Source organism: Spirosoma radiotolerans (assembly GCF_000974425.1).
GTDB lineage: Bacteria > Bacteroidota > Bacteroidia > Cytophagales > Spirosomataceae > Spirosoma > Spirosoma radiotolerans.
Map to the genome: position 1 here is coordinate 1,404,214 of NZ_CP010429.1, position 25,044 is coordinate 1,429,257.

At 50.8% G+C, this 25,044-nt stretch carries 21 protein-coding genes; 8 read left to right on the plus strand and 13 right to left on the minus strand.

Features of this window, described 5'->3' with window-relative positions; genetic code table 11:
• Positions 1 to 6: 6 nt before the first annotated feature.
• A complete protein-coding gene (locus SD10_RS05425; protein WP_046376032.1) occupies positions 7 to 438 on the plus strand; it encodes a response regulator in 432 nt (143 codons plus the stop codon).
• Entirely contained in the window at positions 435 to 1,028 is a 594-nt protein-coding gene (locus SD10_RS05430; protein ID WP_046376033.1) for a biliverdin-producing heme oxygenase, read from the plus strand. Before SD10_RS05425 ends, SD10_RS05430 begins: the two co-directional genes overlap by 4 nt.
• 64 nt (positions 1,029 to 1,092) lie before the next feature.
• Here SD10_RS05430 and SD10_RS05435 read toward each other — a convergent pair whose 3' ends face one another.
• The 4 genes from SD10_RS05435 to SD10_RS05450 all read right to left on the minus strand — a co-directional run bounded on the left by SD10_RS05435 (position 1,093) and on the right by SD10_RS05450 (position 6,620).
• Positions 1,093 to 3,123 carry a PAS domain-containing sensor histidine kinase gene (locus SD10_RS05435; protein ID WP_046376034.1) on the minus strand — a complete coding sequence of 677 codons (2,031 nt, stop codon included), beginning with the start codon at positions 3,121 to 3,123 and terminating at the stop codon, positions 1,093 to 1,095.
• A gap of 154 nt (positions 3,124 to 3,277) precedes the next feature.
• Positions 3,278 to 3,847: a low affinity iron permease family protein gene (locus tag SD10_RS05440; RefSeq protein WP_046376035.1), complete on the minus strand. Its 570-nt coding sequence runs from the start codon at positions 3,845 to 3,847 to the stop codon at positions 3,278 to 3,280.
• 101 nt (positions 3,848 to 3,948) lie between these two features.
• On the minus strand, positions 3,949 to 5,241 hold the full coding sequence (locus SD10_RS05445) for a thioredoxin family protein (RefSeq protein ID WP_052731081.1): 1,293 nt from the start codon (positions 5,239 to 5,241) through the stop codon (positions 3,949 to 3,951).
• 164 nt (positions 5,242 to 5,405) lie between these two features.
• The gene (locus tag SD10_RS05450) at positions 5,406 to 6,620 is read right to left on the minus strand and encodes a glycosyltransferase family 4 protein (RefSeq protein ID WP_052731082.1); all 1,215 of its coding nucleotides are present in this window, start codon (positions 6,618 to 6,620) and stop codon (positions 5,406 to 5,408) included.
• A gap of 255 nt (positions 6,621 to 6,875) precedes the next feature.
• On the opposite strand from SD10_RS05450, the gene SD10_RS05455 reads away from it, so the two are divergent.
• A complete protein-coding gene (locus SD10_RS05455) occupies positions 6,876 to 7,388 on the plus strand; it encodes a GNAT family N-acetyltransferase (protein WP_046376036.1) in 513 nt (170 codons plus the stop codon).
• On the opposite strand, the gene SD10_RS05460 is transcribed toward SD10_RS05455, so the two are convergent.
• The 5 genes from SD10_RS05460 to SD10_RS05480 form a co-directional block, all read right to left on the minus strand.
• Positions 7,383 to 8,846, minus strand: a complete 1,464-nt coding sequence (locus SD10_RS05460) for a gluconokinase (protein WP_046376037.1) — start codon at positions 8,844 to 8,846, stop codon at positions 7,383 to 7,385. The genes SD10_RS05455 and SD10_RS05460 overlap by 6 nt on opposite strands.
• A 114-nt stretch (positions 8,847 to 8,960) precedes the next feature.
• On the minus strand, positions 8,961 to 9,791 hold the full coding sequence (locus SD10_RS05465; RefSeq protein WP_046376038.1) for an amidohydrolase family protein: 831 nt from the start codon (positions 9,789 to 9,791) through the stop codon (positions 8,961 to 8,963).
• 80 nt (positions 9,792 to 9,871) lie between these two features.
• Entirely contained in the window at positions 9,872 to 10,726 is an 855-nt protein-coding gene (locus tag SD10_RS05470; RefSeq protein WP_046376039.1) for a fumarylacetoacetate hydrolase family protein, read from the minus strand.
• Positions 10,727 to 10,827: 101 nt separating this feature from the next.
• Positions 10,828 to 11,601: an SDR family NAD(P)-dependent oxidoreductase gene (locus SD10_RS05475; RefSeq protein WP_046376040.1), complete on the minus strand. Its 774-nt coding sequence runs from the start codon at positions 11,599 to 11,601 to the stop codon at positions 10,828 to 10,830.
• 95 nt (positions 11,602 to 11,696) lie between these two features.
• Complete coding sequence (locus tag SD10_RS05480; protein ID WP_046376041.1) at positions 11,697 to 13,361, minus strand: UxaA family hydrolase; 1,665 nt, start codon at positions 13,359 to 13,361, stop codon at positions 11,697 to 11,699.
• A gap of 192 nt (positions 13,362 to 13,553) precedes the next feature.
• On the opposite strand from SD10_RS05480, the gene SD10_RS05485 reads away from it, so the two are divergent.
• The 4 genes from SD10_RS05485 to SD10_RS05500 all read left to right on the plus strand — a co-directional run bounded on the left by SD10_RS05485 (position 13,554) and on the right by SD10_RS05500 (position 18,548).
• Positions 13,554 to 14,702 (plus strand): acyltransferase family protein, encoded by a 1,149-nt coding sequence (locus tag SD10_RS05485; protein ID WP_046376042.1) that lies wholly within the window; start codon positions 13,554 to 13,556, stop codon positions 14,700 to 14,702.
• A 3-nt stretch (positions 14,703 to 14,705) separates the two neighbouring features.
• Positions 14,706 to 16,367 carry an adenine deaminase gene (ade, locus tag SD10_RS05490; RefSeq protein WP_046376043.1) on the plus strand — a complete coding sequence of 554 codons (1,662 nt, stop codon included), beginning with the start codon at positions 14,706 to 14,708 and terminating at the stop codon, positions 16,365 to 16,367.
• 105 nt (positions 16,368 to 16,472) lie between these two features.
• A complete protein-coding gene (locus SD10_RS05495; RefSeq protein ID WP_046376044.1) occupies positions 16,473 to 17,072 on the plus strand; it encodes an RNA polymerase sigma factor in 600 nt (199 codons plus the stop codon).
• Between the two features lie 204 nt (positions 17,073 to 17,276).
• Positions 17,277 to 18,548, plus strand: a complete 1,272-nt coding sequence (locus SD10_RS05500; RefSeq protein WP_046376045.1) for a replication-associated recombination protein A — start codon at positions 17,277 to 17,279, stop codon at positions 18,546 to 18,548.
• Between the two features lie 12 nt (positions 18,549 to 18,560).
• Here SD10_RS05500 and SD10_RS28605 read toward each other — a convergent pair whose 3' ends face one another.
• The 4 genes from SD10_RS28605 to aat all read right to left on the minus strand — a co-directional run bounded on the left by SD10_RS28605 (position 18,561) and on the right by aat (position 22,804).
• Positions 18,561 to 19,346 carry a hypothetical protein gene (locus SD10_RS28605; protein WP_052731083.1) on the minus strand — a complete coding sequence of 262 codons (786 nt, stop codon included), beginning with the start codon at positions 19,344 to 19,346 and terminating at the stop codon, positions 18,561 to 18,563.
• A gap of 506 nt (positions 19,347 to 19,852) precedes the next feature.
• The gene (locus SD10_RS05515; protein WP_046376047.1) at positions 19,853 to 21,103 is read right to left on the minus strand and encodes a glutamate-5-semialdehyde dehydrogenase; all 1,251 of its coding nucleotides are present in this window, start codon (positions 21,101 to 21,103) and stop codon (positions 19,853 to 19,855) included.
• A 2-nt stretch (positions 21,104 to 21,105) separates the two neighbouring features.
• A complete protein-coding gene (gene proB / locus SD10_RS05520) occupies positions 21,106 to 22,140 on the minus strand; it encodes a glutamate 5-kinase (protein ID WP_046579089.1) in 1,035 nt (344 codons plus the stop codon).
• A 40-nt stretch (positions 22,141 to 22,180) separates the two neighbouring features.
• Entirely contained in the window at positions 22,181 to 22,804 is a 624-nt protein-coding gene (aat, locus tag SD10_RS05525; RefSeq protein ID WP_046376048.1) for a leucyl/phenylalanyl-tRNA--protein transferase, read from the minus strand.
• Positions 22,805 to 23,006: 202 nt separating this feature from the next.
• Here aat and SD10_RS05530 point away from each other — a divergent pair, with 202 nt between their 5' ends.
• Positions 23,007 to 25,043 (plus strand): transglutaminase domain-containing protein, encoded by a 2,037-nt coding sequence (locus tag SD10_RS05530; RefSeq protein ID WP_046376049.1) that lies wholly within the window; start codon positions 23,007 to 23,009, stop codon positions 25,041 to 25,043.
• Position 25,044: the final 1 nt, after the last annotated feature.

The window sequence follows — 25,044 nt, forward strand, 5'->3', positions numbered from 1 at the left end:
CAGCTCATGGTGGATGTACTGTATGTTGAAGATAATCCGAACGACGCGGATATATTCAGCCGTCTGATACGGAAACTAAACCGGCCCATCACCTACACCGTTATCAGCAGTGGATCAGAAGCCATTGAGTATTTGACGGGCAAAGGGCGGTATGAGCAGCAGAGGACTGTTTTACCCAAACTCGTATTGATGGACCTAAACCTGGATGGGGTCAGTGGGTTTGACGTCGTTGAACAAGCGCGGGCACTCGAACGAACGCGCCACATACCTATCGTTGCGTTTAGCACATCCGACAACCCAAATGATATTAAATCAGCGTACGACGCGGGTATCAATGCGTATGTTGTGAAACCCGGAAGCTACCAGGAAACGGGCGACGTGCTCGAAAAACTGTGTGATTTTTGGCTGGGAAATAATACTCGAACCGATTATAAATGACGAATTTACTGGAGCGACTGAGGCAGGAAACCCGGCCCTTGCATGAGCAGACTGAGCAACTTTTTTATACAAAAGCGCTGAAAAATGGGACGCTCTCAGTTGCCGAATACAGCCACCTCTTACAAACTCATCTGGTTTTTCATCAGGCGCTGGAAAGCGCCATTGATCGTAATGAAGAATTTTTTCGCGATTACGAACCGGAAGTTCGTCGGAAAACACCCTGGCTGCTGGCCGATCTGGCCCACCTCCCGCAAGCACTGCCCGTACCGATGCCCGAACTTTTTGCAGACTGGTCGCCCGTTTCGTTGTTGGGCGCTGCTTACGTAGGCGAAGGCTCTATGCTGGGCGGATCGGTAATCGGACGAATGTTGCAGCAAAATGAAGCGATCAAACCCTTAGTGGCTCAGGGGCGATTTTACCAGGGGTATGGTTCGGCTTTAGGGAACAATTGGAAGAAGTTCGGCGCTTTCCTGACTCAACAGGGTACCCCCTACGCCGATGCCGTGGTGGCTGCGGCTGACGAAACATTCAGCGTCTATCAATCCATTTTTCTGGCGAACAGGGCAGCGGTATTGAGCCGGGTTGTTTAATTGACGTGAGTGGTAAGTGTTCGCTTTTGTCATCCCAACACCTGCTGACTATCCATTCCGTACGTTAACCAACAATAACTGGCAGGAAGACTTTAAACGTTGAGCCCAGCCCGTCCTGACTGCTTACGTCAATGGCCCCTCCATGACTTTCGGCTACCCGCTGGCAAATAGCCAGGCCAATACCGGTACCGCTGTAGGTCGCCGGATTGTGCAGCCGCTGGAATGGCGTGAAAATGCGGTCTTTGTAGCGCTCATCGAACCCAATGCCATTGTCGGCGACCGTAATCAGCCAGAACGGCTGTTCGGCCTGATCGGCTAGTCGTGGAGGAAGCTCATCGGGGGCTGCCGGACGAGAACGAATCTGGATGAGCGGCAGTACATCGGACCGGCCAAACTTGAGCGCATTGGTAATCAAATTTTGGAAAAGCTGGCGCAGCCGCGATACATTGCCGTAGACGCTGGGGAGCGAGGAGAAATCGACAGTGGCGTGCTTCTCGGCAATGGTCATTTCCAGATCGGTTGTGACATCCTGCAGCACATCGGTAAGCGAAATAACCGTAAAGGAGTCTCGTTGCGTACTAAGCTGAGAGTACAACAGCAAGTCTTTAATGAGCAGTTGCATTCGCTGGGCCGATTTTTGAATCCGCCGGACCATATCACGCTCGCCATCAGACAGGCTATCCATAAACTGGTTTTGCAGAATGTCGCTGAACGCCTGAATGCGTCGGAGGGGCTCCTGCAGGTCGTGCGACGCGATATGGGCAAACTGCTGGAGACTTTCATTGGAGCGATGAAGCTCTTCGTTGGCTTCCTCGAGCTCCTTCTCCTGTTGTTTGGCGGCTAATTCGGCCTGCTTCCGTTCGGTAATGTTGTTGTAGGTTACGACCACACCATCAGCGTCCTGTTTAACTGCCGACACTTCGAACCATCCTTCAAGACCAAACTCATCGCGATAGTACTGGCTGCTTTGTTCTGGCTCGCCCGTTTCGACAACCCGCACATACAGATCAAAAAAACCATTTTCCTTATTGCCGGGAAAGACCGTGAGCAATTTTCGATTAATGATTTGATCGGGTGCCATAAAATTGCTTTTTATGACCGCTGCGTTGGCGGTATCCATCATAAAATCAACGATCGTATGGGTCTCGTCACGCAGGGCGGTCATGGCAATGATGCTGTTGATCGAGGCATCCAGCGTGGTGCGTAACTGATGGGCCTGTTGCTCTAGTGTGTGCGTTTGTTCGTCAACGCGTTGTTTCAGAAGGGTTTCGGCTTCTTTGTCGGCAGTAATGTCGATGACCGTACCGACGAACTGATAAACAACGCCCTGGTCATTAAGGAACGTCTGCCCATTGGTCCGAATCCAGCGCAGCTGGCCGTCGTTTATACCGATTGTACGATACTCATAATCAAAGCGCCCCGAACTATCCGGTTGAAGAACGGCCTGAATGGCCCGGTTGGTTGCCTCCCGGTCGTCGGGATGGATTCCCTGCAAAAAAACACGGTAGTCAACAGAGGCTGATGCCGGGAGACCGAATAATTCTTTGGTCCGATCAGACCAGATTAACTCGTCAGTCAGTGGCCGGTACTCCCAGGTGCCCATTCGGGCGGCATCAAGTGATAAGCGGAAACTGGTTTCAACGATCTGAGAGTGTAGCTCAATCTGCTTTCTATCCGTAACATCAACCAGTACGCCTGATAAAGTAATGGGCTGATTATCAGTGGAATAACTGCCACGGCCACGGGCAAGTACCCATTTTGTCTGGCCCTGGAGGCTGATGCGATACTCGGCTTCGTAAGTATTGCCCGAACGAATAGCTTCGTTAATGAGGCTCGTCACACGTTGTTGATCCTCCGGGTGAATCAACGTTGTGAACGCACGCAACGGAAGGCCGTCAACGTTGTCATGTTCATTGACACCAAACAGACGCAGAAGATTCAAATCACCGGATACTTTATCGGTGCCGATGTCCCAGAACCAGGTAGCAATCATACCGATGCTTAGGGCGGTTTGCAACTGGTCGTATGAACGTCGAAGTAACGTTTCTTCAGTGGGTACTAACGGTGTGGATTGAGCAGCAACGGGCTGATTCATGCGTTAAGACTAGCAAAAGAGGGGTGCCAACGCCCTGTTAACGATGCTATAGCGGAGGCCTGCTTTTTGCGTAAGGTAAATAGTAGTTCTCTTACTAAAACAATAATAAAGCCAAAGAGGTTAAAATTGTTTTAGAAAGGGGTAAACTACCAGTCTACGGGTGCTTGCCATCTGTCTTTTTTCGGCCGGGTCGTGGTTGTCCGGCTTGCTGTTGGGTATGTGCCGAAGCTGGTTGCCGGCCGGGCCGCACTTTACGGCGGGCAGCCTGCCTTTGTTTCAGGGCTTCTATTTTGTCTTCGTGGATGTCTTCTGCTTCTTCGACCGAGTGCGACTCGAATAAATTCGCTTCCGTTTTTGCCCTTGCGGCCAGTTTTCCGAAAAACTGGTGAAGTGCATGGAGTTCGGCTTCCGTCAGATCTTCAACATTCAACAGGCGATTGCTGGCTTTGGTATTTACTGCAATGAGTTCGTTGAGTTTGATCTGCATCGCCAGGGAATCTTTATTCTGCGATTTCTGAATCAGGAAAACCATCAGAAACGTGATGATGGTCGTACCCGTATTGATCACGAGTTGCCATGTGTCCGAATAACCAAAAATAGGCCCTGTGACAACCCAGATAACAATCGTTACCAGGGCCAGCAGGAAAGCAGTGGAGGAGCCTGTGGCCTGTGTGGCTTTGGAAGCGAACTTCTCGAAGAAACGGGTGAATGAATGGTTGTTCATGACCTTTGAGAGTGTTTTAAGCGGTTTTGTTCAGGTCTTACGCCCGAAACCTGGCCACAAGTTTGACTGTGTATGCTGGTATAACAAACAATTCGCTGGCTTTATTTCTGTACGTTGAGGGCGTCTTCCGTCCGACCGAGTTTTTTGAGCAGATCAGCGTAGGTAGTTACGTATTCCGGCGTGCGATACAAAGCGATGGCTCGTTCGGCCCACGTTAGGGCCGGATTCCAGTCAGTGGGGGATGCGCCCATCACCAAATACGTACTGGCAATTTCGTGAAGCGAATACGCTACTTTCCACGATATAAGTCTGTTGGTCATTGGCTTGTTGTCCGGTGCGATCGGTATGATCTTTTTGAGCGAGTCGGGCAGGAAAACCAGTGCACTCTTCATCCGAATAGCGGTTATTGAGTCGAGTCTCTGCAACGTATCGATTGACTGGCTCATCAGTTGATTCTGCGCTATGGGCCCTGCGATTGCCCGATATTTTACAAAGTTTTTGGTCTGTCTATAGAATCTGAGTCGGTAGTCGTTTGCGGCTTCCTGTTTTTGGGCATCCTGTCGTACAAGGAATGGGTTTGCCGACGCTGTATTTCGCTCACTGTTGGTAATGACCTTTTCCAGCAGAGCTTCATCATTGGTGGCGCAGGCTTGCTGAAACTCGTTATTCAGAACACGGTAGGTTGTCGCTAGGATCGCCCTGGCCAGGCTTTGCTTCGTGAGGTCGGATGTTGACAGGGAGGGTCGGTTTTTGATCAGGTAGCTAAACGCCTTTGTGTCGGATGATTGAAGCGCATCGGCGACGAACGATAGGGTTTCGGGTGTTGTGCGTTCGGATTCCGGCAGGGCGTCCAGGTAAGCATCCAGCACATCAGCCGTGGGCCGGTGGAGCGCTTGCCGGGCTTTCAGGTATCGTTTCAGGAAGTCTGGATCTCGTTTGCCATTGGCGAAGTCTTTATCTCCTTTGGCGAGGGTTATTTTCAGCTGAGGGATGGCTAAGACGAGATCAGCCTGATCAATCATCGCATTCACCCCACCATAGCCTACCGACCGGTGAATGAGACCGCCGTCTGGCGTTAGATACAACGCCGTTGGGTAGCTGGCAACCGCGTATTGTTTCGCAATGGCGATGCCTTCCCCCTTTTCGGCATCCAACTGATAGTTTATAAAATGCACATTGAATTTGGCGCCTACTTTGGCATTGGGAAAGGCCTCCTTTGCCATGCGTTTGCAGGGTGGGCACCAACTTGTAAAGACATCCAGAAAGATGGGTTTGTTCTGGCGTTTAGCTTCGGCCAGCGCTTCTTTCCAGGACCCTTTAAAAAACGTAACGCCTGTTGGCTCGTCGGTCGGGGCCGCTGTAGCCCGAACCAACGCGCCAACGTTCAAAAACATAATGAGGCCTAGTGACAGCCATAACCCTAGTGATTTCATTCAAGCAAGTTAGTTCCTGAGGATGGAAAGATAACTCTTTTGATCAGAAGGGTAACTGTCGTTTTGGTTAACTTAAACAGGTTATGCTATAGCCCATCACCGTTGTTTCGGCAACTATGATTCGGTCAAAAAGCTCTCTCCTGCGTTTCTAAACGGGAAATATCCTTTTTTTTCAACGGACTGGTCTGGGACAGAGATGGTCGTGAATAGCCGGGTTTGGTTTCGGATAGTGTTGTTCTGTAGGCATCTTCAATATAGTCGGCCATGAAGGCGGCATCATAGCGCTCCCGGCTCAGGTGATAGGCCTGTTCGGCTAGTCTTTTATGCAGTTTACGATCCGTGTGGAGCCGTTCTATAGCGCTGGCTAATTGCTTTGGTTGTTGCGGGTCGATCAAAAGCCCATTGACGCCGTCCTGCACTAACTCCTTTGATCCATCTACATGCGTAGCAATGACCGCTTTTCCCATGGCCATGGCTTCAATTAATCCGATGGGCTGGCCTTCCCAGTGAGAGGGCAGACAATAAATATCACTGGCATTGAGTACATCGGCGACATCCAGTCGGAAATCATCGCGGACTACACGTTTTTGAAGCCCATTTTGTGCAATAGCATCCGAAACAGCCTGATCCAGATCACCCTGGCCAATCATCAGTAGCGTCATGTCCGGATAACGATCGGCTACGTACTTGAACGCCTGAATCATCGTAATTGGATCTTTCTGCAACGTCATGCGGGCTATAAAAACAACCACGGTATGGTTGGCGGGTATGTTGTAGGGCGTCCGAATATCGTTGAACGGTTGATCCCGACGAAATCGCGTCATATCGATTCCATTAAAAATTACCCTCGACTGAAAGCCTTTGATCAGTTGCTGGCCCGTCTTGTGGTTCGAATCCGATACGGTGATGGTTAAGTGAGACCAGCGGGTCAACTTGCGTTCGGCTATGATCCGGGCCGTTTGTACCAGAAATGACTGATCCGAATGAAATGACCATCCGTGTACGGTGTAGATAACGGGAATTTTACACTGTTTGGCTGCCCAGATAATGTTCATGTTTGCCCGAGTGCCATGGGCATGTACCAGGTCGATTTTCTCTTTTTGCAACAACGCTTTTACCTGTTTCCACATCTGGAAATTGACCGGGCTTTTGCTGTCGATCACGTAGGTGACTATCCCGCTTTCTCTAAGCCTGTCAACCATCGGGCCGGGTGTAAACGACAGAACTATGGGTTCGAATTGCTCCTTGTCTAAAAAATGTACCAAATTGAGCACATGACTTTCTCCTCCGCCAATTTGCCCCTGGCGAATGGCTAGTAGAACTTTTATTTTGGTGATCATATTTATGGGTAGCTCTGTGCGCCAAGACCGATGGTAGAACGGGACTGATTCGTTTGCTAATCGACTGATACACGGAATGGTTTATTTATTAGACTCTATACTTTCTCTTTAGTCAGTTTTTTGTTTTTTGATCTTAAAGCCTGATTTTTATATGTGTGTTTCCTGTATTTACTATATGTGCATTCGTAGATATAAAGAGTAAATGTATAGTGGGGCTAGTCTCTTATATGTTCTTGTTATGACTTGAGGGTTACTATGATTGAGACGGAGCGGTTACTACTTGATAAATTTTCTATTGATGATGCTCCATTTATTTTGGAACTGCTCAATATGCCTTCGTGGATTCGGTTTATTGGTGATCGGAGGGTGCGAACGCTAGCTGATGCAGAAAATTATATTGTAGGAGGTGCCCTGAGAAGCTATGAGCAGCATGGTTTCGGGCCATACCAGGTAAAACTAAAGACCAATGGGGTGCCTGTCGGTCTGTGTGGTTTGTTTAAGCGCGATACACTGAATGACCCTGACATTGGGTTTGCTTTTCTGCCCGACTACGCCGGTAAAGGTTACGGATTCGAAGCCGCCACGGCTGTCATGAATTACGCACGGGAGGTATTGGGAATAACGCATATCGTTGGCATCACGCTGCCCGCCAATGAGTATTCGATTCGCCTGCTCGAAAAAGTAGGCCTTCGCTTTGATCGTATGATCAGCTTAGGAGCTAATGGCGAAGAGAGTATGCTCTTTACCGCGCCACCTGATGGACTATAGCTTTTTGAGGGCTTCCTCCCACTTAGCAAAAGCTTTTCGGTAGGTCGTGTGCCGGTCTAGATCGGGTTGGAACGTATGGCCAAAAGCCACGCGCTCGGCAGCTTCATCCAGTGTTTTTACCACGCCGGTTGCTTTCATCGTGAGCAGAATAGCGCCCATGGAACCACTTTCATTACTGGCGTTGAGCCGAACCGGAATACCGGCCATATCAGCCAGCATTTGCACCCACAAATCCGATTGAGCAAAGCCGCCATTGGCGTGGATAACCCGGGCGGGGCCGGTATGGCTGGTCAACAACTCATTTATGCTGAGAAGGTTAAATAAGACCCCTTCCAGGGCTGCCCGAACAAAATGAGCCCGCGTATGCAGCCAGTCTACGTGTAGGTAAGCACCCCGAACCGAAGCGTCCCACAGAGGTGCCCGTTCGCCCTGAAGGTAGGGAAGAAATAACAGGCCATCAGAGCCGGGAGGCACCGTTGCTGCTTCGGCCAGAACGGCCTCGGTATCCTGCTGAGTAAGTTTTTCGGTTACCCATTCGAGCACGTTGCCACCGTTGTTAGTAGGCCCGCCAACCACGTAATACCCTTCGTCGAGATAGTAGCAGAACAGGCGTACTTCGGGATCGCGAAGTGGCTTCCGGACGGTCTGGCGAATGGCCCCACTGGTACCAATGGTGAGGGTAGCCGTTCCCTTTTTAATGGCGCCCGCACCGAGGTTCGCCAGGCACCCGTCCGACGCGCCAATGAGCAGCGAAACGTCCGCTGGCAAGCCCGTATCGGTCGTTTCGGGGCGGGGCTGGTAAGGTCGCTGGTGGGTTGTGGGGACGGGCGTCGATAACTGATCGGCCCGAACACCGGCAAATTTCATGGCCAGTTCGCTCCATTCACGCTTACTCTCATTGAAAAGTCCCGTGGCGGTAGCTATCGAAAAATCGACTTCGAATTGTCCTGTCAATTTATGCCATAAAAACTCTTTGATGGACCCGAAATGGGCTGTCCGACGCAATAACCGTGGGTCATTTTCGCGCATCCAGGCTAATTTACAAAGCGGAATCATGGGGTGAAGGGGCGTCCCCGTTTCGGCGTAAATCGCTTTTCCGAGATCGGCCTGGGTGCTCCGTAAGGTAGTGGCCTGGGCTTCGGCCCGGTTGTCGGACCAGAGAATGGCATTGCCTAGTGGCGACCCATCCGCATCCATGGGTAGCAAACTGTGCATAGCTGTGCAGAAGGCGACGTGTGTAATGGCATGGCCGCCCTGCGTTAGTTCTTTGGTTACTTCGGTAATGACCTGAATGAAGGCACTCCAAATCTCGGCGGGGTCCTGTTCGGCATAGCCGTGTTCGGGGCTGAGGGTTGTAAGTGGGGCAGAGGCATGGGCCAGAATCTCGCTTAGGTCTGATGGCATAGCCAGTGCCTTGATATTGGTAGTGCCGACATCAACGCCAACGAAACAATTCATAAATTAGAGATTGGAAAAGGTTGTTACACAGAGAGTAAAGGAGATGCACAGAGATTGTTTATTGTCCCTCTTTGAATTTCCTTTACTCCCTACGTGTCTCTGTGTAACAACCCTTCATGGTGTCAATTTGTAAAAAGATACCGCATTCGCGCCGAAAACTTTTGCCCGTACCTCTTCACCCCAGTTACTGACGTATTCGTCTACCAGCGTTTTAACTTGTGTATAATTGGCGGCCACTAAACACACGGGCCAATCGGAACCGAACATAATCCGGTCGGGGCCAAAGGTCTCGAAGATGACATCCATATACGGGAAGAAATCTTTTTTGCTCCAGTTCTGCCAGTCACCTTCGGTAACCATGCCCGAGAGTTTGCAGGAAACGTGTTTGTTTTTGGCAATCTCCGCCATAAAATTAGACCAGCGGCTAATCTCTTGTTTCTTGATATAAGGCTTTGCCAAATGGTCGACCACAAAAGAGACGTTGGGAACCGATCGCACCAGATGCAGCGCGGCCTTCAGTTGCGTTGGGTAGATCAGAATGTCGTAGGTCAGGCCAAAACTGGCAAGCTGGCGAATACCTTCAACCACCGCTGGCCGCGTCAGAAAATCATCCGGTTCGGCCTGGGCTACGTGCCGAAATCCTTTGATCTCTTTGTATTGCGACAAGTCCTGTAAGCGTTCGGGCAGCTGCGCTGATTGCAAATCGACCCAGCCAACTACACCCTTAATGATGTCGTAAGCTTGCGCCATCCGAACCAGAAAGATCGTTTCGTCCTCCGATTGCGACGCCTGAACAGCCACACAGCCGTCTATGCCATTTTGAGCCAGAATCGGCTCCAGGTCGGCAGGCAGAAAATCCCGCCGAAGGGAAGCCATGTCATCCGTAATCCAGCTATCCCGCACCGGATCAAAATGCCAGAAATGTTGGTGAGCATCGATTGTCATACTTGTTGAGTGAAGCGTGGAGAATTAAAAATGAAGCGTAAAACGGCCGGTTAGTTATTCTTCTTTTTAATGCTTCACTCCTAATTAAAAGAAACGGCTGTTTGTTTCTGCTCACCCAGCCCTTCGATCCCTAACTCAACCACATCGCCGGGTTTCAGGTAGCGTTGGGGGTTTAGCCCCAGGCCAACGCCCGCTGGTGTGCCCGTCGAAATAACATCACCGGGTAGCAGCGTCATAAACTGGCTGATATAACTGACCAGCGTGGGCACGTTGAAAATCATGTCATCCGTATTGGAGTTCTGCAACTCTTCTCCATTGATTTTGAGCCACAGATTCAGCGCGTTTGGATTCGGTACGTCCTCTTTCGTCACCAGGTAAGGCCCCAGGGGCGCGAAGGTATCGGCGCTTTTGCCTTTCACCCATTGGCCGCCCCGTTCCAGTTGCCAGGCCCGTTCGCTGTAGTCGTTGTGCAGGGCATAGCCCGCGATGTAGTCCATCGCATCATCCAGCTCGACACAGCTGGCGCGTTTGCCAATAATGATGGCCAGTTCCACTTCCCAGTCCGTTTTTTCGGACCGTTTCGGGATCACCACATTGTCATTGGGTCCGCAAAGCGCTGTTGTTGACTTAAAGAACAAAATAGGTTCTGCCGGACTAGGCGCGTTTGTTTCTGCTGCATGTTTAGCGTAGTTCAGCCCAACGCAAACGATTTTTGACGGGCGCTTGACACAAGGACCGAAGCGTTCGCCGGCCGACACTTCAGGGCAAGTAGGAGCGTGCGCCGAAAGCCAGTGGGTGAGCCGTTCGGGGCCGTTGGTGGCAAAGAACGATTCGTCATAATCTTCGCCAAAGTGGGTGACGTCAATATGCTGGCCGGTGGGTAATACAACACCAGGATGTTCGTGATCGGGCGAGCCGAAGCGGAAGAGTTTCATGCAGGAGAGAGGATTCTTTGAACGGAAAGCAGATTAAGCCGCAAGTTTAACCATTCTGGCTAAAACCTGGCCTATCCGCAAAAAAGTAAACTGGACTCGTATTAATTATTCAGCCGAATAAATCCTCCATCCAGTGGATAATCGCAGCCGGTGGTAAAACCAGCTTCATCGGAGCATAGATACAGGGCTAATGCGCCAACTTCCTTGGGTTCGGCCATCCGGCCAATGGGCTGGGTTTTCGATAGTTTCTCAAACATTTCGGCTTCCTGACCCGGATAGGTTTTTGCCAGAAAACCATCCACAAACGGCGTGTGGACCCGCGCGGGCGAAATGCAGTTACAGCGGATATTATCATTTAGATAATCCTTAGCCACCGACAATGTCATGGTCAGCACGGCCCCTTTGCTCATCGAATAAGCGAACCGATCAGGAATACCGACCGAGGCCGCTACCGACGCCATATTCAGAATTACTCCACCGCCATTGGCTTTCAAGTGAGGAATCGTGGCATACAGGCAATTGTAAACGCCCTTGATGTTGATGCGGAAAATCCGGTCGAAGTCAGCCTCCTCCGTCGTATCGGCTTTGCCAATGTGGGCGACACCCGCGTTATTGACCAGAATGTGAATGGGCGATTGTTGGGCAATTGTCCCGATCAGTTCAACTACCTGCGCCTGGTTCGATACATCAATTGTATGCGCCTGCGCCTGACCGCCGGTTGCTGTGATGTCATTGGCGACCTGTTGGGCCAGATCGCCGTTGATTTCCAGAATATGAACACTGGCGCCAGCCTGGGCAAACGCCTGAGAAATTGCCAGCCCAATACCACTGGCTCCGCCTGTAACAAGCGCCGTTTTATTTTTGAGTGAAAACATAGCAAAAGAGTGAATGAGTGAAAGAGCGAATGAGTGAATGAGCGCGCAACAGCCATCAGGCTTTCGCTCATTCACTCATTCGCCCTTTCACCTATTTATAGTGAAACGCCCCGTTTCCAGGGAATGAAATCATCCTGACCAAGCCGTTCGGCCTGGGTAATTTCCTCACCCGATGCCAACCGGATAATGTACTCCAGCATGGCGTGGGCATTTTGTTCGATGCTTTGTTCGCCATCGATGATGGGACCGCTGTCGAAGTCGATCACATCGGGCATCCGGTTTTTGAGAATGGTGTTGGTCGAAACCTTCACGACGGGGCAAACGGGGTTGCCCGTCGGTGTGCCAAGCCCGGTTGTAAAGACAATAACATTGGTGCCTGACCCGGCCATACCCGTTGTTGCCTCAACGTCGTTGCCCGGTGTGCAGAGTAAATTAAGGCCGGGTGTTGTGGCAGGTTCGGCATAGTCCAGCACATCCGCAACGGGTGCGGTGCCTCCTTTTTTTGCCGCCCCTGCCGATTTAATGGCATCCGTGATGAGGCCGTCTTTGATATTACCCGGCGAGGGGTTCATATCAAAGCCCGATCCGGCGGCTTCGGCCTGCGCCGAGTAATCGCCCATCAGCGTAATGAATTTTTGCGCTTTGGCAGAATCATCGGTGCGGTTAATCAATTCCTGTTCCACTCCGTTGAGCTCTGGAAATTCAGCCAGAACCGTTTTGCCGCCCAGAGTCACCAGAATATCCGACAATTGTCCAAGGGCTGGATTGGCCGAAATGCCGGAAAAGCCGTCGGAACCACCACATTTTAACCCAACGGTCAAGGCGCTGAGCGGGGCGGGTTGCCGTTCGAGTTTATTGACTTCTACCAGGCCAAGAAACGTTTCTTTTACAGCCTGCGACATCAGCGCATATTCGGTACCCGCCTGTTGCTCAAACAAAAGCAGGGGTTTGTTAAACTTCGGATTCTGCCGCTTGATCTCGGCCGAAATCATATCGACCTGCAAATGCTGACAACCCAGGCTAAGCACTGTTGCCCCGGCCACATTGGGATTGTTAATGAACCCGGCCAATAACGAACACAAATAGCCGGAATCCTGCCGGGTGCCACCACAACCCATTTCGTGGGTCAAAAATTTGATACCATCGATGTGTTTGAAAGGCCGGTCTGGATGGTGGTTAATGGTGCGAATCTGGGATTCGTCGACGAAAGGCTGCATTTTTTTGGCAATATCCATTTCGCCGGCTTTGTACAGGCTCAGTAATTCATGCACCTGCGTCCGGTACGTTTCGGGTTGTGCATAGCCCAACTCGCGCTCAAAGGCATCTTTCAGAATGAGAACGTTACGGTTTTCGCAGAACACCAGGGGCACAACCAGCCAATAGTTGCGCGTCCCGACGCTGCCATCGGCCCGGTGATACCCCATAAACGTCCGGTCCGCCCAGGCCGAAATGTTGGGTGGCTGCCAGGCATAAGGTTGCTTTTTATCAAGGCCGTATGGGTCGGCGTCATGTTTCAGGTTGAACGTCGTGATGGGCTCGCCCCGGCGAATGGCCTGGGTAGCTTTGCCAACTAACACGCCATACATGGTAATTGGATCGCCGGGCTGCCGATCTTCGGTTACAAATTTGTGCTTGGCGCCAACGGCATAAGGTAAGTCGTAGGTTGTATGATCAAACTCAATTCGTTCTCCGGCGTCCAGATTACGCAACGCAACAATGACGTTATCGGCAGGATGAACTTTTAATACACGGGCAGGCATCTGAAAATGAATAAGGTATAAATCGGTAAGTCGAAACGGACATAAATATACCACCTCCACGAAAAACTTTGTTCAACTCTATTGCGAATGTGACGGCCAATGCCAAGTTTTGATACTTGAATTCCTACCTTAATCATGCCCCCACCGTTGTCTACTACCCAAACTGGCTTTACAGCCAACCGTTTGATGTCCATGGATGCCTATCGGGGCTTTGTGATGACATTAATGGCAGCCGAGATGCTGCAATTCGAGCAACTGCACGAAGCGTTTCCTGCGAGTGGTTTCTGGGCTTTTCTGGCTCATCATCAAAGTCATGTTGCCTGGGCGGGTTGCTCGTTGCACGACCTGATCCAGCCGTCGTTCTCGTTTCTGGTCGGGGTGGCGCTGCCGTATTCAATGGCCAGCCGGGCCGGATTGGGCCAATCGCCAGCCGCGCAATTTGGGCGGGCATTACGCCGGTCGCTGATCCTGATCCTACTGGGGATTTTTTTGCGGTCAACGCACGCCAGTCAAACCAATTTTACTTTTGAAGACACCCTGACGCAAATTGGCCTTGGCTATCCCTTCCTGTTTTTACTGGGAAAAGCAAACGTCCGAACCATCTGGATGGCGCTGGCTGCTATTCTGGTTGGGTATTGGCTGGCCTTTATTCTCTATCCTGCTCCCGGCCCTGATTTTCCGTATGCTGCTGTTGGCGTTCCGGCAGACTGGCCGGAGCATTACAGCGGGCTGATGGCTCATTTTAACAAAAACAGCAATCTGGCCTGGGCGTTTGATACCTGGTTTCTCAATCTTTTTCCCCGGGAAAAACCGTTCCTCTTCAACGGGGGCGGGTATGCCACACTCAGTTTTATACCAACCCTGGGCACGATGTTGCTGGGCCTGGTGGCTGGACGGTGGCTACGGTCGGGGCTGACGCAACGGGAGATTGTAAAGCGATTTCTGATCGCTGGGGGCGTTGGCCTAGCCGCTGGCCTGATTCTGCACATTTCGGGTATTTGTCCGATCGTGAAGCGTATCTGGACCCCCGCCTGGGTGTTGTTCAGTGGAGGCTGGTGTTTCTGGTTGCTTGCTCTTTTCTACAGCCTTATTGATGTGGCCAACAAGCGGGACTGGGCCTTTCCCCTCATTGTTGTTGGCATGAACTCAATTGCCATTTACTGCCTGGTGCATCTGATTGACCGGTTCATAATTACGTCGCTTTACACGCATCTGGGACAAGGGCCCTTTCTGCTGCTCGGGCCTGCCTACGAGCAACTGTTGGTTGGTCTGGTTACGTTAGGCCTGTTTTACCTTATTCTTCGGTGGATGTACCGTCGGAAACTCTTTATTCGTATCTAATACATGCTCAGCGCCAATATCCTGAATCTGTTCGATCAGACAATTTTTTACGGTACGATTTCGGTCGAAAATGGCCGCATCGCCCAGATCGATCGGTTGGGTGCCGAACGTCCCGGCGAGCCGTATGTGTTGCCCGGATTCGTGGACGCGCACGTCCATGTAGAAAGCTCCTTGCTGACACCTCCGCAGTTTGCGCGTCTGGCGGTTGTTCATGGTACAGTAGCAACCGTATCGGACCCGCACGAAATTGGAAATGTGTTAGGCGTTGCAGGCGTCAAGTACATGGTTGACGAAGCCCGTCGGGTACCGTTCAAATTTATGTTCGGGGCACCTTCCTGCGTTCCGGCCACTCCCTTCGAGACTGCCGGCGCGACGATCAGCGCCCAGGATGTGCGAGCTTTACTGGCCATGAAGGAAATTGGCTACCTGGCCGAGGTCATGAACTTTCCGGGTGTGTTGCACGAAGACCCCGATATGATGGCTAAAATTGCCCTGGCCAAAGCGTTCAACAAGCCTGTCGATGGCCATGCCCCCGGCCTGACCGGCAACGACGCACAGCGGTATATGGATGCCGGTATCAGCACCGACCATGAATGTTTTACGTACGAAGAAGGCTTGGACAAGGCTCAACGAGGTATGAATATCCTGATTCGGGAGGGGAGCGCGGCCCGTAATTTCGAAGCGCTGATCCCGCTGCTGGCCGAGTTTCCAACGCAGATCATGTTCTGTTCCGACGATAAACACCCCGATACCCTGGCCCAAGGGCACATCAATCAGTTGGTGGTACGAGCGTTGAAGAAAGGCCATTCGCTTTGGCAAACCCTACGGGCGGCCTGCCTGAATCCGGTACTTCATTACCGGTTGCCGGTTGGGCTGTTGCGTGAGGGCGATCCCGCTGATTACATTGTGGTCACTGATTTGACGGAACTACGTGTAGAGCAAACCGTAATCAATGGGGAAATCGTCGCTCAGAATGGCCAGTCGGCTATACCGGATTGGCGAAGTGAACACGTTAATCAATTTAGCTGCTCGCCCAAAACACCGACTGACTTTGCCGTAGAAGTCGATCTTTCGGCAGGCAAGCCACTTATTCGGGTTATAGAAGCGCTGGATGGGCAGCTCATTACGAACGAGTTACAGGAGGAGGCCCGAATCGAAAATGGAGAAATAGTACCCGACACGGACCGCGATATCCTGAAACTGGTTGTGGTTAATCGGTACCAGAATGCGCCCCCGGCCGTCGCCTTTATTAAAAATGTGGGACTGAAACAGGGTGCCATTGCCTCGTCTGTTGGGCACGATTCGCATAATATTACAGCCGTTGGCTGCGATGACGAAAGTATCTGCCGGGCCGTTAATCTGGTCATCGAAGCGAAAGGTGGCTTGTCGGCCGTGGGGGCGAGCCATAACACACAGGCGCCCGTGTCCATGTTGCTGCCGCTGCCGGTGGCGGGGCTAATGACCGATGCAGATGGGTATGAGGTCGCCGATCAATATGCGGCTCTGGACCAGTTTGCCAAGCACGTGTTAGCGAGTACCCTGACGGCTCCTTTTATGACCCTATCCTTCATGGCGTTACTTGTTATTCCTTCGCTAAAGTTGAGTGATAAAGGATTATTCGATGGGCAAACGTTTGAATTTACCCCTCTTCAAATAGTGAAATGACCCCACTAAAAAATTTTATTTGCTAACTATTTTAAATTCTATTTTTTATGGGTAGGTTTACACTCCTCAAGGCTATTCCTAACCTTAATCTTTCACATCCCGACTATGGCTCGCTCACGCTCCCAAACCGGCCCCGACGACGAAACCCTCTGGAATCAGTTTCGCGGTGGCGATGAAAATGCGTTTGCCCGATTGTACCAAAATTATGTTCAAACCCTCTACCACTACTGCGCTCACTTTGCTACTGACCGCGCCTTAATTAAAGATTGCATCCACGACCTATTTGTTGAATTGTGGAAACACCGTACGACCATCGGGCCAACAACCTCCGTACGTTTTTACCTGATGGCATCCATCAAACGCAAGCTGGTTCGGCACTTAACGGCTGAGCAGAAATTAGTTAGTCAGGACGACATGATCAATGGTCGGCGCGTTGGCGATACGTTGCCTGGGGCTGACCCATCGCACGAAAACCTGTTGATTGCTCATGAAGAAGATTCGTACATGACGGATTGTCTGCATCAGGCGCTCGACAAACTTCCCCGCCGTCAGCGTGAAGCCGTTCACCTGCGGTACTTCCAAAACATGAGTAATGAGGAAATTTCTTCACTCATGGAAATCAATATCCAATCCGTTTATAACCTGATCTTCGGCGCTATGAGCAACCTCAAGCGGTATGTCACGCTTGAAAATGTGTCACTCTGACGCTGTATAACCCTCGACTTTTCTAATCCCGATAGCTGCCAGCCAATTATCGGGATTTTTATTTGTCATTTTCCGGGCGCTGTCCGGTGTCCAACTTAACCCTGCCAATTACCGCTCAAGCACTTCTGTACAGTAGGTCGGTGTAGCGGATGGATAACCAGTTTATGTCTTGTAAAGACTCCGTGGTTCGGGTAACTTCGCTGAATGAATACAGACTCAACGCCCTTACCTGAGCGGGTTCGTCCCCGCGTTTTGGATGATGTAATTGGACAGCGCAAACTCATTGGCCCGTCGGGTGCCCTCCGGCGAGCCGTAGAATCAGGACGTTTACCATCCATGATTTTGTGGGGGCCACCGGGCGTTGGCAAAACAACCTTGGCGTTGTTACTGGCCGAGGCTGTTAAGCGCCCTTTTATTGCCTTAAGCGCTATCAATTCAGGCGTTAAGGAAATTCGGGAGGTGTTAAGTCGTCCGGGCGGCCTGTTTTCGCCGGTAGTGTTCATCGATGAAATCCACCGATTCAATAAAAGCCAGCAAGACGCTCTGCTCGGGGCGGTCGAAAAAGGTCAGATTACACTCATCGGCGCTACGACAGAAAATCCCTCTTTTGAAGTAAACAGCGCCCTGCTATCCCGTTGCCAGGTTTACGTGCTGGAAGGGCTTAATCGGGAGGAGTTGATTCAGCTTATCGACCGGGCCATTGCGCAGGATACCTTCCTCCAGTCGAAACGAATTACCGTCGAATCATACGATGCGTTATTGCGACTGTCTGGTGGCGATGGACGTAAATTACTTAATCTGCTTGAACTGGTGGCTTCGGCGCACGTGTCTGCTGATCCGTTAATTATTACCGACGAGGGTGTAACCGCCGTTGCCCAACAGAATATTGCGCGCTACGATAAATCAGGCGAGCAGCATTATGACATAATTTCGGCCTTTATTAAGTCCCTGCGTGGCTCCGACCCAAACGCAGCCTTGTACTGGATGGCGCGCATGATCGTGGCCGGTGAAGATCCGGTCTTTATTGCCCGCCGTATGCTGATCATGGCTTCGGAAGATATTGGCAACGCCAACCCTACGGCCATGATTATGGCATCGGAAGCCGTACAGGCCATTCGGTCGATTGGCATGCCGGAAGGCCGGATTATTCTGTCGCAGGTGGCGGTGTACCTGGCAACGTCGCCTAAGAGTAACGCGAGTTATGTGGCTATTGATGAAGCCATTGCGCTGGCGGAGCAAACGGCGCATTTGCCCGTTCCCCTGCACTTACGAAACGCCCCTACGAAGCTGATGAAAGAGATTGGCTACGGAAAGGAGTATCAGTATGCGCACGGCTACGAAGGCAACTTTGCGCTCCAAAACTTTCTGCCTGATGAGTTGAAAGGGCGCAGACTTTACGATCCCGGCCATAACGCCCGTGAAGCCGAGATTCGGCGGAGTTTACAAAAATGGTGGGGAGACTGGTACGGATATTAGGAGCAAGAAAAGCTAGTGAAATAAGCTACGCTTGAATCTTTGCCAGCGGGAAGGTGACTTGATAACACAGACTACACCTCCGCTGATTGACGCGAACTTTAATCGGCTTAGCCTACGTACGATGATATCGTCAAGAACATAGCTCGTGATTGACGGTGATGCGTTAAATGAAATTGACTTTGGAATATGGTCGGGCGCATAAGCCCTGGCCGTCATCTCCGAAACAAACAGTTGAGAGGGAATGTCCAGTTCAAACAGGCCAGCACTATCTGTTTCTGTTTGCTGATAATCCGCCAGTCGTCCAATGGCAACGTTAGCTCCCTGAACAGGAACAAGGTTTCCACTCGAATCGAGGCTCATCACTCGTCCACGGATCGTCCATTTTTTATCTGAATCGGTGACCTTTTGACTAGGCCCTGGGATTGTGCTGGAGTCAGTTTGAACGGAAGTTGAGCGAGCCGAAGCAGCATGTGCGGAATTGCTGCTTTGGCTTAGTTGCGCTTTGGCCGTTTGCCAGCCCAATAAACTCATTGTCAATAGGCCTATCCACCGACGCCAGGCCTGAGCAGTGCCCACCGTTGACGGAACCAATGGCCGGTTTAACTGGTCATCCCGAAAACGCCCGCAGCCTACTTCGGAAGATCGGCTAAGACGTCTAACCAATTCCTGGTCAGAAAGCGCCGTGTAATCGACGACTGTTTTCTGGCAACTGGCACAAAACCGGCCTTGTTGGGTTGGTTGCATATCGTCCCAGCGTTCGGGACAGGGGAGCGGAATCTGGACAGTGATGGGGCGCATAGAGTTAAACTAAGGGTTTTCTTTTCAGCTACATCACCTTGACCGAAAGTTGGTGGGCGATTAAGTGAGAGAGCTATCGCGAACCAGCACCGCTACGGTAACACCCTCCGGAGTAGCTTCAACAATGAAACGATCAAGGGTGACGCCGTGAGTCTGGAAAATGGATAACATGGGTAGTAGATCAAGATAAGGTCCTACCGAAGATATCCTGAAGAGATGCGTATTATCATCTGGAATTAGATTGTGTACTTTCACGTACGCATCCGCTAAATCGCCAAAAATGGCGGTAAAGGTGTCTATCATGAAGCCAGAATGGTCGGTTGTAAATTCTGATAAAAGTAAATGATCTATTAAGTAAACTATAACTATGGTATATAAATAGTGTTAATATCTTTTATCTGGTATTGGGATAGTATACATTTGAGTGTGCAGACAGTAGGCAGCCAACAAAGTAATGCGTATTTATTGGCTGCCTTTAACAAACTAAAGCTGCGATAAACCGGAAATCACCACCGTACTTGACCGTCGCCCACAACAATCCATTTTTCGGTTACCAGCTTTTCGAGGGCAAACGGACCACGGGCGTGGAGCTTCTGGGTAGAGATGCCAATTTCGGCACCGAGGCCAAATACCCCGCCGTCGGTAAACCGAGTGGAGGCATTCGCGTAAACCGCAGCTGCATCCACTTCGAACAGAAACCGATTAATCAGTGCCTGATTCTGCGACAGGATGGCTTCTGAATGGCGCGAAGAATACGTTTGAAGGTGGGAAAGCGCTTCGTCCAGACCAGTTACCACTTTTACGGCACATTTATAGTCTAAAAACTCACGGCCGAAATCTTCCTGTTGGGCGTGCTGTAGATTCGTGTAACCCGCTTTTTCAAAGATTGGGTACGCCGTTTCATCGGCGAAGACTTCAACATTCCATTTGGCAAAGTCGGCGGTTAGCATGGGCAGAAACTGGTCGGCGATGGTTTCATCGACCAGCACACAATCGAGTGAGTTACAGACCGACGGCCGGGAAACGCGGGCATTGACAACAATGGCAACGGCTTTATCCAGATCGGCACTTTCTTCAACGTAGGTGTGGCAAACACCGGCACCGGTTTCGATGGTGGGCACCAGCGAGTTTTTGCGGACGAACTGGATCAGCGACTCCGAACCGCGCGGAATAATAATATCCACGTAGCGTGTAGCCGTCAGTAGTTCATTGACAACCGCACGATCGGGGGGGAGCAGCGTCACGGCGGCTTTCGGTACGCCAAATTCAACCAATACGCCCTGAATAAGGCTAATCAGATACCGATTGGAAAAGTCGGCTTCTTTGCCGCCTTTCAGGACACAGGCATTCCCCGACCGCAAACAGACCGATGCCACATCGACGGTTACGTTCGGACGCGCTTCATAGATAACACCCACAACACCCAGTGGTACGGTAATTTTCTTAAGCTGAAGACCCTGCTCAATGCCACGTTCCAACAGCACTTCATTCGCTGGGTCGGGCAAAACAGCTACCTGACGCAGACTTGATGACAGATCGGCCACGCGGGCTGCCGTTAGCTTCAGTCGGTCATACTTTGGATCAGACGTCGGCATTCGGTCGAGGTCTTTCTGATTTTCGGCCAGAATCGCAGTGGTGTTTTCGGCCAGTACATCGGCCAGCCGGTTGAGCATGTCGGTCTTTTGAGCTGGGCTCAGCCGCCGAACGATGGCTGCGGCCTGTTGAGTGGCCTGGAGAAGGGGTGTAATAGGTGTCATGATTACAAAAGTACAATATCATTTGCATTGGCAACCTCAACGTTTTGCTGGTTAAGCTGTTGCGCCAGTGTTTCAGACGAAATCCGGGCGCGGGCTACGGCCACCGTTGTTTGATCTTCGGCAATGATTTCGATCATTTCGCCCGTTGCAAATTCGCCAACGATGGTTCTGACCCCTACGGCCAGCAGGCTGCGTCGTTGCTGCAAGGCCCGAACAGCACCCGCATCGATCTGAATACGACCAACGGCCAGACTGCCACTGCCAAGCCACCGGTTGCGGGCCGAGAGGGCTGTAGCCTGTGGGGTAAATTCAGTACCAAGTTCATGGCGTAACGCCCGGCTAATGCTATCCGGTTCGCTCAATCCGAAAATAACGACCCGAATACCCATCCGGGTTGCCAGTTTGGCAAATGTTAGTTTCGAGGCCATGCCGCCTAATCCCAGTGATGATTTATCGGTCCGGACAACACCGAATACACGTTCATCAAAGTCGGAAACCTGCCTGATTATCTGATTGTTGGCATCCAGCAAGCCACCTACGGAGGTACAAAGCATCAAGGCTTCGGCCCCAAAACCAACTGCAATGAGCGTGGCCAGTTCGTCGTTATCCGAAAATTTGAGTTCGCGGTTACTGACCACGTCGTTTTCGTTGGCAATCGGAATCAAGTCATTGGCCCAGAGCTCTTCATACGTCTGCTTTAGTTGCAGAAACTGATCCCGATTGGCAAAGTGATGCCGTTCGCACAGGCTTTGGGCAATAGAAATGCCATAAATAGAAAAAAAACGGGAATACTGATTGAGCAATAGCAAGTTGCCAACCGCGGCTGCGGCTTTTCGTTGCGTAATATCCCCCCGATATTCGCGAATTAAGGATTTGCCAGCACCAACGGCCCCCGACGATACCAGCACAATGCGATAATAGGGATGCAAGGCGGCCACCTGTCGCGCAATGTCAACCATTACGGGTTCGTTTGGCTCGCCATTGGGTTTAGTGATGGACGCCGTACCAAATTTAAGTACAAGAACGGGCTTTGTCATGGCGGCAAAGATACGGACCAATGCCGCATCACCGCGCTACTCACCTGGATGGGTTCTTTTTAATCGTGGGTACTGGTTCCACAAAACGAGCTTTTTGGCGTAGGGCGGCTTTAAGTTGCTTCAGGTAGTCGGCTTTGGGAATTTCAATGGCCCCGTACCGCCGAACATTGTCGTTGATAAACTGGGTATCAAGCAGGGTAAAGTGTTGCTGGCGGAGAATCAGAATCAGGTGATGGAAGGCTACTTTGGAGGCATTACTCACCCTATTGAACATGGATTCACCAAAAAAAGCACTGCCCAGCGCCACGCCATAGAGGCCACCCACTAACCTGTCGTCTATATACGTTTCTACGCTGTGTGCGAGGCCCATCTGGTGCAATTCGGTGTAGGCATCAATAATTTCTTCCGAAATCCAGACACTGTCATCGTCAGAGCGGGGAATCGCACAGAAATGCATCACTTCCTTAAAGGCGGTATTAATACGAACTTCGAATTGATTGCGATTAAGAACCGGACGAAGCGATTTGGCTGGTTTGTAAGTAGCCAGCGGAATAATCGCACGGGGATCTGGCGCGTACCAGTAAAGCGTACCGTCGGCGTCGGCCATAGGGAAAATACCATTTATGTAGCCGTAAACGAGATCGTCGGCGGTGAGCTTATCCATTAAACTTGTGGGTGTATACTGAGCAAAGATAAAACATTCAGGGACTATTTTGATAGCCCTAGCAGAAGGCCAATGGGTAGCTGAATCATCCGGGGATAGTCTGCATGCCTACCACAAAATGTATATACGTCCATGATATAGTGTGAATTGATCATTTAACTAATATATTGCTTCCCTGTTAGCGTACATTTACCCACCACATATGTTCACCTTCCTGTTTAACCGGCACGTCCTGCTGACGGTTGTCATTGCCTTTATGGGGCTATCCACTGGGTTTGCCCAAAAAGCGAAAGAAAAAGACCCTGCCCCGGCCATTAAATTCGGTCAGATTATCCCCGATCAGTTTCTGAACGTCACCACAGATTCTACCGCTGAAGCCGTAGCGCTGTACGATTATGGTGAGGTCACCTTTGATAATAACAGCGGCAATTTATGGCTGGTATCTCATTACCACGTCAGGCTGCAGATACGAAAAAAATCAGCCTATGATCGGGCCACCATCGAACTGGTAGCCCGCCGTGGCAAAACGGGACAGCACGAAATGATTACCGATTTCGAGGGCTATACCTACAATCTTGTCGATGGGAATGTGTCGATTGACCAACTGAATAAAACGGGCCATTTTACCGAACGGGCATCGGATCAGTTCTGGATAGAAAAGTACACCCTGCCCAATGTGCGGGAGGGTTCTATTATTGACTATCGGTACACGGTGCGTACACCATTCAGTGTCAGTTACAATCCTAAAACGTGGCGGTTTCAGCAGCGTATACCCGTTAACTGGAGCGAATACCGCATTACCATACCTGATTATTTCTACTATAAAATAATGCAAACTGGGTATGTGCCCATGACGGTCAATACCCGTAAACCAACCACCGTAGACCTGTTACCAGGTCAGGGGGCCGTAGGAGCATCCGCCTATCGATTTGCAATGGGCAACGTTCCGGCGTTTCGCAACGAAGCATATATTACCACTGACGACGATTACATGGCCAAGATTGAGTTTGAACTGGCCAGTTATCAGTTGCCGGGGGCTCTTGTCCCCATAACCACTAATATTTCTGTGGGTTGGGAGGCCATGGATAAAACCCTGCTTGGCGATGCGGACTTTGGCGGGCAGTTTAAACGGGCGTCTTTCCTGCGCGACAAAGCAAAAGCGCTGGTTAGTCAGTATCCGGACACGCTGGGCCGCATTACTGCCGCTTATGACTATATCCGTCAGACCATAAAGTGGAATCAGGAAGCTGCGCTTTGGTCGCGCAATATCAAAAAAGTATTTGATGAAAAGAAAGGTGATGCGGCCGATATTAACCTGATGCTGATCGCCTTGCTTCGGGAGATGGATATTGACGCTAATCCAGTCATTCTCAGCACTCGCTCCCACGGCCGCATCAGCGAACTGTATGCTTTACTGAAGAAATTCAATTATGTAGTTGCCCACGTGTCCGTTGGCGGAAAAGACATGCTGCTTGATGCCACCGATGTTTATCTGGCACCTGGTGTGTTGCCCGTCCACTGTCTGAACGGAACCGGTCGGCTTGTGCATCCAACGAAGTCCCGCTTTATATCACTGATGCCCGTAGAACGCGACATTGATGTTCATACCGGTTCGTACACGCTCGCTAGCGATGGCGACGTGTCTGGCACGCTTGTTCTTTCGCATGGTGGCTACAGTGCGTTGCGTAGTCGGAAGCTGTTCAACGTGGAGGGAAAAACGAACTATTTGGAGAGTGTGCAGAAAAAACGGACGGCTTGGCAGATTGAAAAAGCAGACTTTTCGGGGACCGATGAAACGAGTCGCTCCTTTAATGAAACGTATACAATTACCATTCCCGAAGCTTGTGGCAGAGCCGGAGATCGCCTTTATTTTCGGCCGATGCTAACCGAAGCCCATGGCAATAACCCATTTAAGGAAGTTGATCGACTTTATCCGGTTGACTTTGCAGTACTGATCGATGAGACGTTTTCTGCCACGTACACGCTGCCAAAAGGATTTCAGGTAAAAGAAATGCCTAAATCGATCTCCATGGTTTTACCCGAAAACGGCGGCCGTTTTTTATATCAGGTAGCGGTTAATGCGGATAATCAGCTGCAAGTGATGAGCCGTATTTTACTACGTAAAACACAGTTTTTGGCCAACGAATATGGTCCACTGCGGGAGCTGTTCAGCCGGATTGTGGCAAAACACGCCGAGCAGGTTGTTTTGAAACGGATCGATATAGCGGAGAAGAAATAAA

What these genes read in the sequence shown, in the direction of transcription:
- SD10_RS05425 (WP_046376032.1), top strand. Translation starts at nt 7, where the DNA reads ATGGTGGATGTACTGTATGTTGAAGATAATCCGAACGACGCGGATATA.
- SD10_RS05430 (WP_046376033.1), top strand. Translation starts at nt 435, where the DNA reads ATGACGAATTTACTGGAGCGACTGAGGCAGGAAACCCGGCCCTTGCAT.
- SD10_RS05435 (WP_046376034.1), bottom strand. Translation starts at nt 3,123, where the DNA reads ATGAATCAGCCCGTTGCTGCTCAATCCACACCGTTAGTACCCACTGAA.
- SD10_RS05440 (WP_046376035.1), bottom strand. Translation starts at nt 3,847, where the DNA reads ATGAACAACCATTCATTCACCCGTTTCTTCGAGAAGTTCGCTTCCAAA.
- SD10_RS05445 (WP_052731081.1), bottom strand. Translation starts at nt 5,241, where the DNA reads ATGTTTTTGAACGTTGGCGCGTTGGTTCGGGCTACAGCGGCCCCGACC.
- SD10_RS05450 (WP_052731082.1), bottom strand. Translation starts at nt 6,620, where the DNA reads ATGATCACCAAAATAAAAGTTCTACTAGCCATTCGCCAGGGGCAAATT.
- SD10_RS05455 (WP_046376036.1), top strand. Translation starts at nt 6,876, where the DNA reads ATGATTGAGACGGAGCGGTTACTACTTGATAAATTTTCTATTGATGAT.
- SD10_RS05460 (WP_046376037.1), bottom strand. Translation starts at nt 8,846, where the DNA reads ATGAATTGTTTCGTTGGCGTTGATGTCGGCACTACCAATATCAAGGCA.
- SD10_RS05465 (WP_046376038.1), bottom strand. Translation starts at nt 9,791, where the DNA reads ATGACAATCGATGCTCACCAACATTTCTGGCATTTTGATCCGGTGCGG.
- SD10_RS05470 (WP_046376039.1), bottom strand. Translation starts at nt 10,726, where the DNA reads ATGAAACTCTTCCGCTTCGGCTCGCCCGATCACGAACATCCTGGTGTT.
- SD10_RS05475 (WP_046376040.1), bottom strand. Translation starts at nt 11,601, where the DNA reads ATGTTTTCACTCAAAAATAAAACGGCGCTTGTTACAGGCGGAGCCAGT.
- SD10_RS05480 (WP_046376041.1), bottom strand. Translation starts at nt 13,361, where the DNA reads ATGCCTGCCCGTGTATTAAAAGTTCATCCTGCCGATAACGTCATTGTT.
- SD10_RS05485 (WP_046376042.1), top strand. Translation starts at nt 13,554, where the DNA reads ATGGATGCCTATCGGGGCTTTGTGATGACATTAATGGCAGCCGAGATG.
- ade (WP_046376043.1), top strand. Translation starts at nt 14,706, where the DNA reads ATGCTCAGCGCCAATATCCTGAATCTGTTCGATCAGACAATTTTTTAC.
- SD10_RS05495 (WP_046376044.1), top strand. Translation starts at nt 16,473, where the DNA reads ATGGCTCGCTCACGCTCCCAAACCGGCCCCGACGACGAAACCCTCTGG.
- SD10_RS05500 (WP_046376045.1), top strand. Translation starts at nt 17,277, where the DNA reads ATGAATACAGACTCAACGCCCTTACCTGAGCGGGTTCGTCCCCGCGTT.
- SD10_RS28605 (WP_052731083.1), bottom strand. Translation starts at nt 19,346, where the DNA reads ATGCGCCCCATCACTGTCCAGATTCCGCTCCCCTGTCCCGAACGCTGG.
- SD10_RS05515 (WP_046376047.1), bottom strand. Translation starts at nt 21,103, where the DNA reads ATGACACCTATTACACCCCTTCTCCAGGCCACTCAACAGGCCGCAGCC.
- proB (WP_046579089.1), bottom strand. Translation starts at nt 22,140, where the DNA reads ATGACAAAGCCCGTTCTTGTACTTAAATTTGGTACGGCGTCCATCACT.
- aat (WP_046376048.1), bottom strand. Translation starts at nt 22,804, where the DNA reads ATGGATAAGCTCACCGCCGACGATCTCGTTTACGGCTACATAAATGGT.
- SD10_RS05530 (WP_046376049.1), top strand. Translation starts at nt 23,007, where the DNA reads ATGTTCACCTTCCTGTTTAACCGGCACGTCCTGCTGACGGTTGTCATT.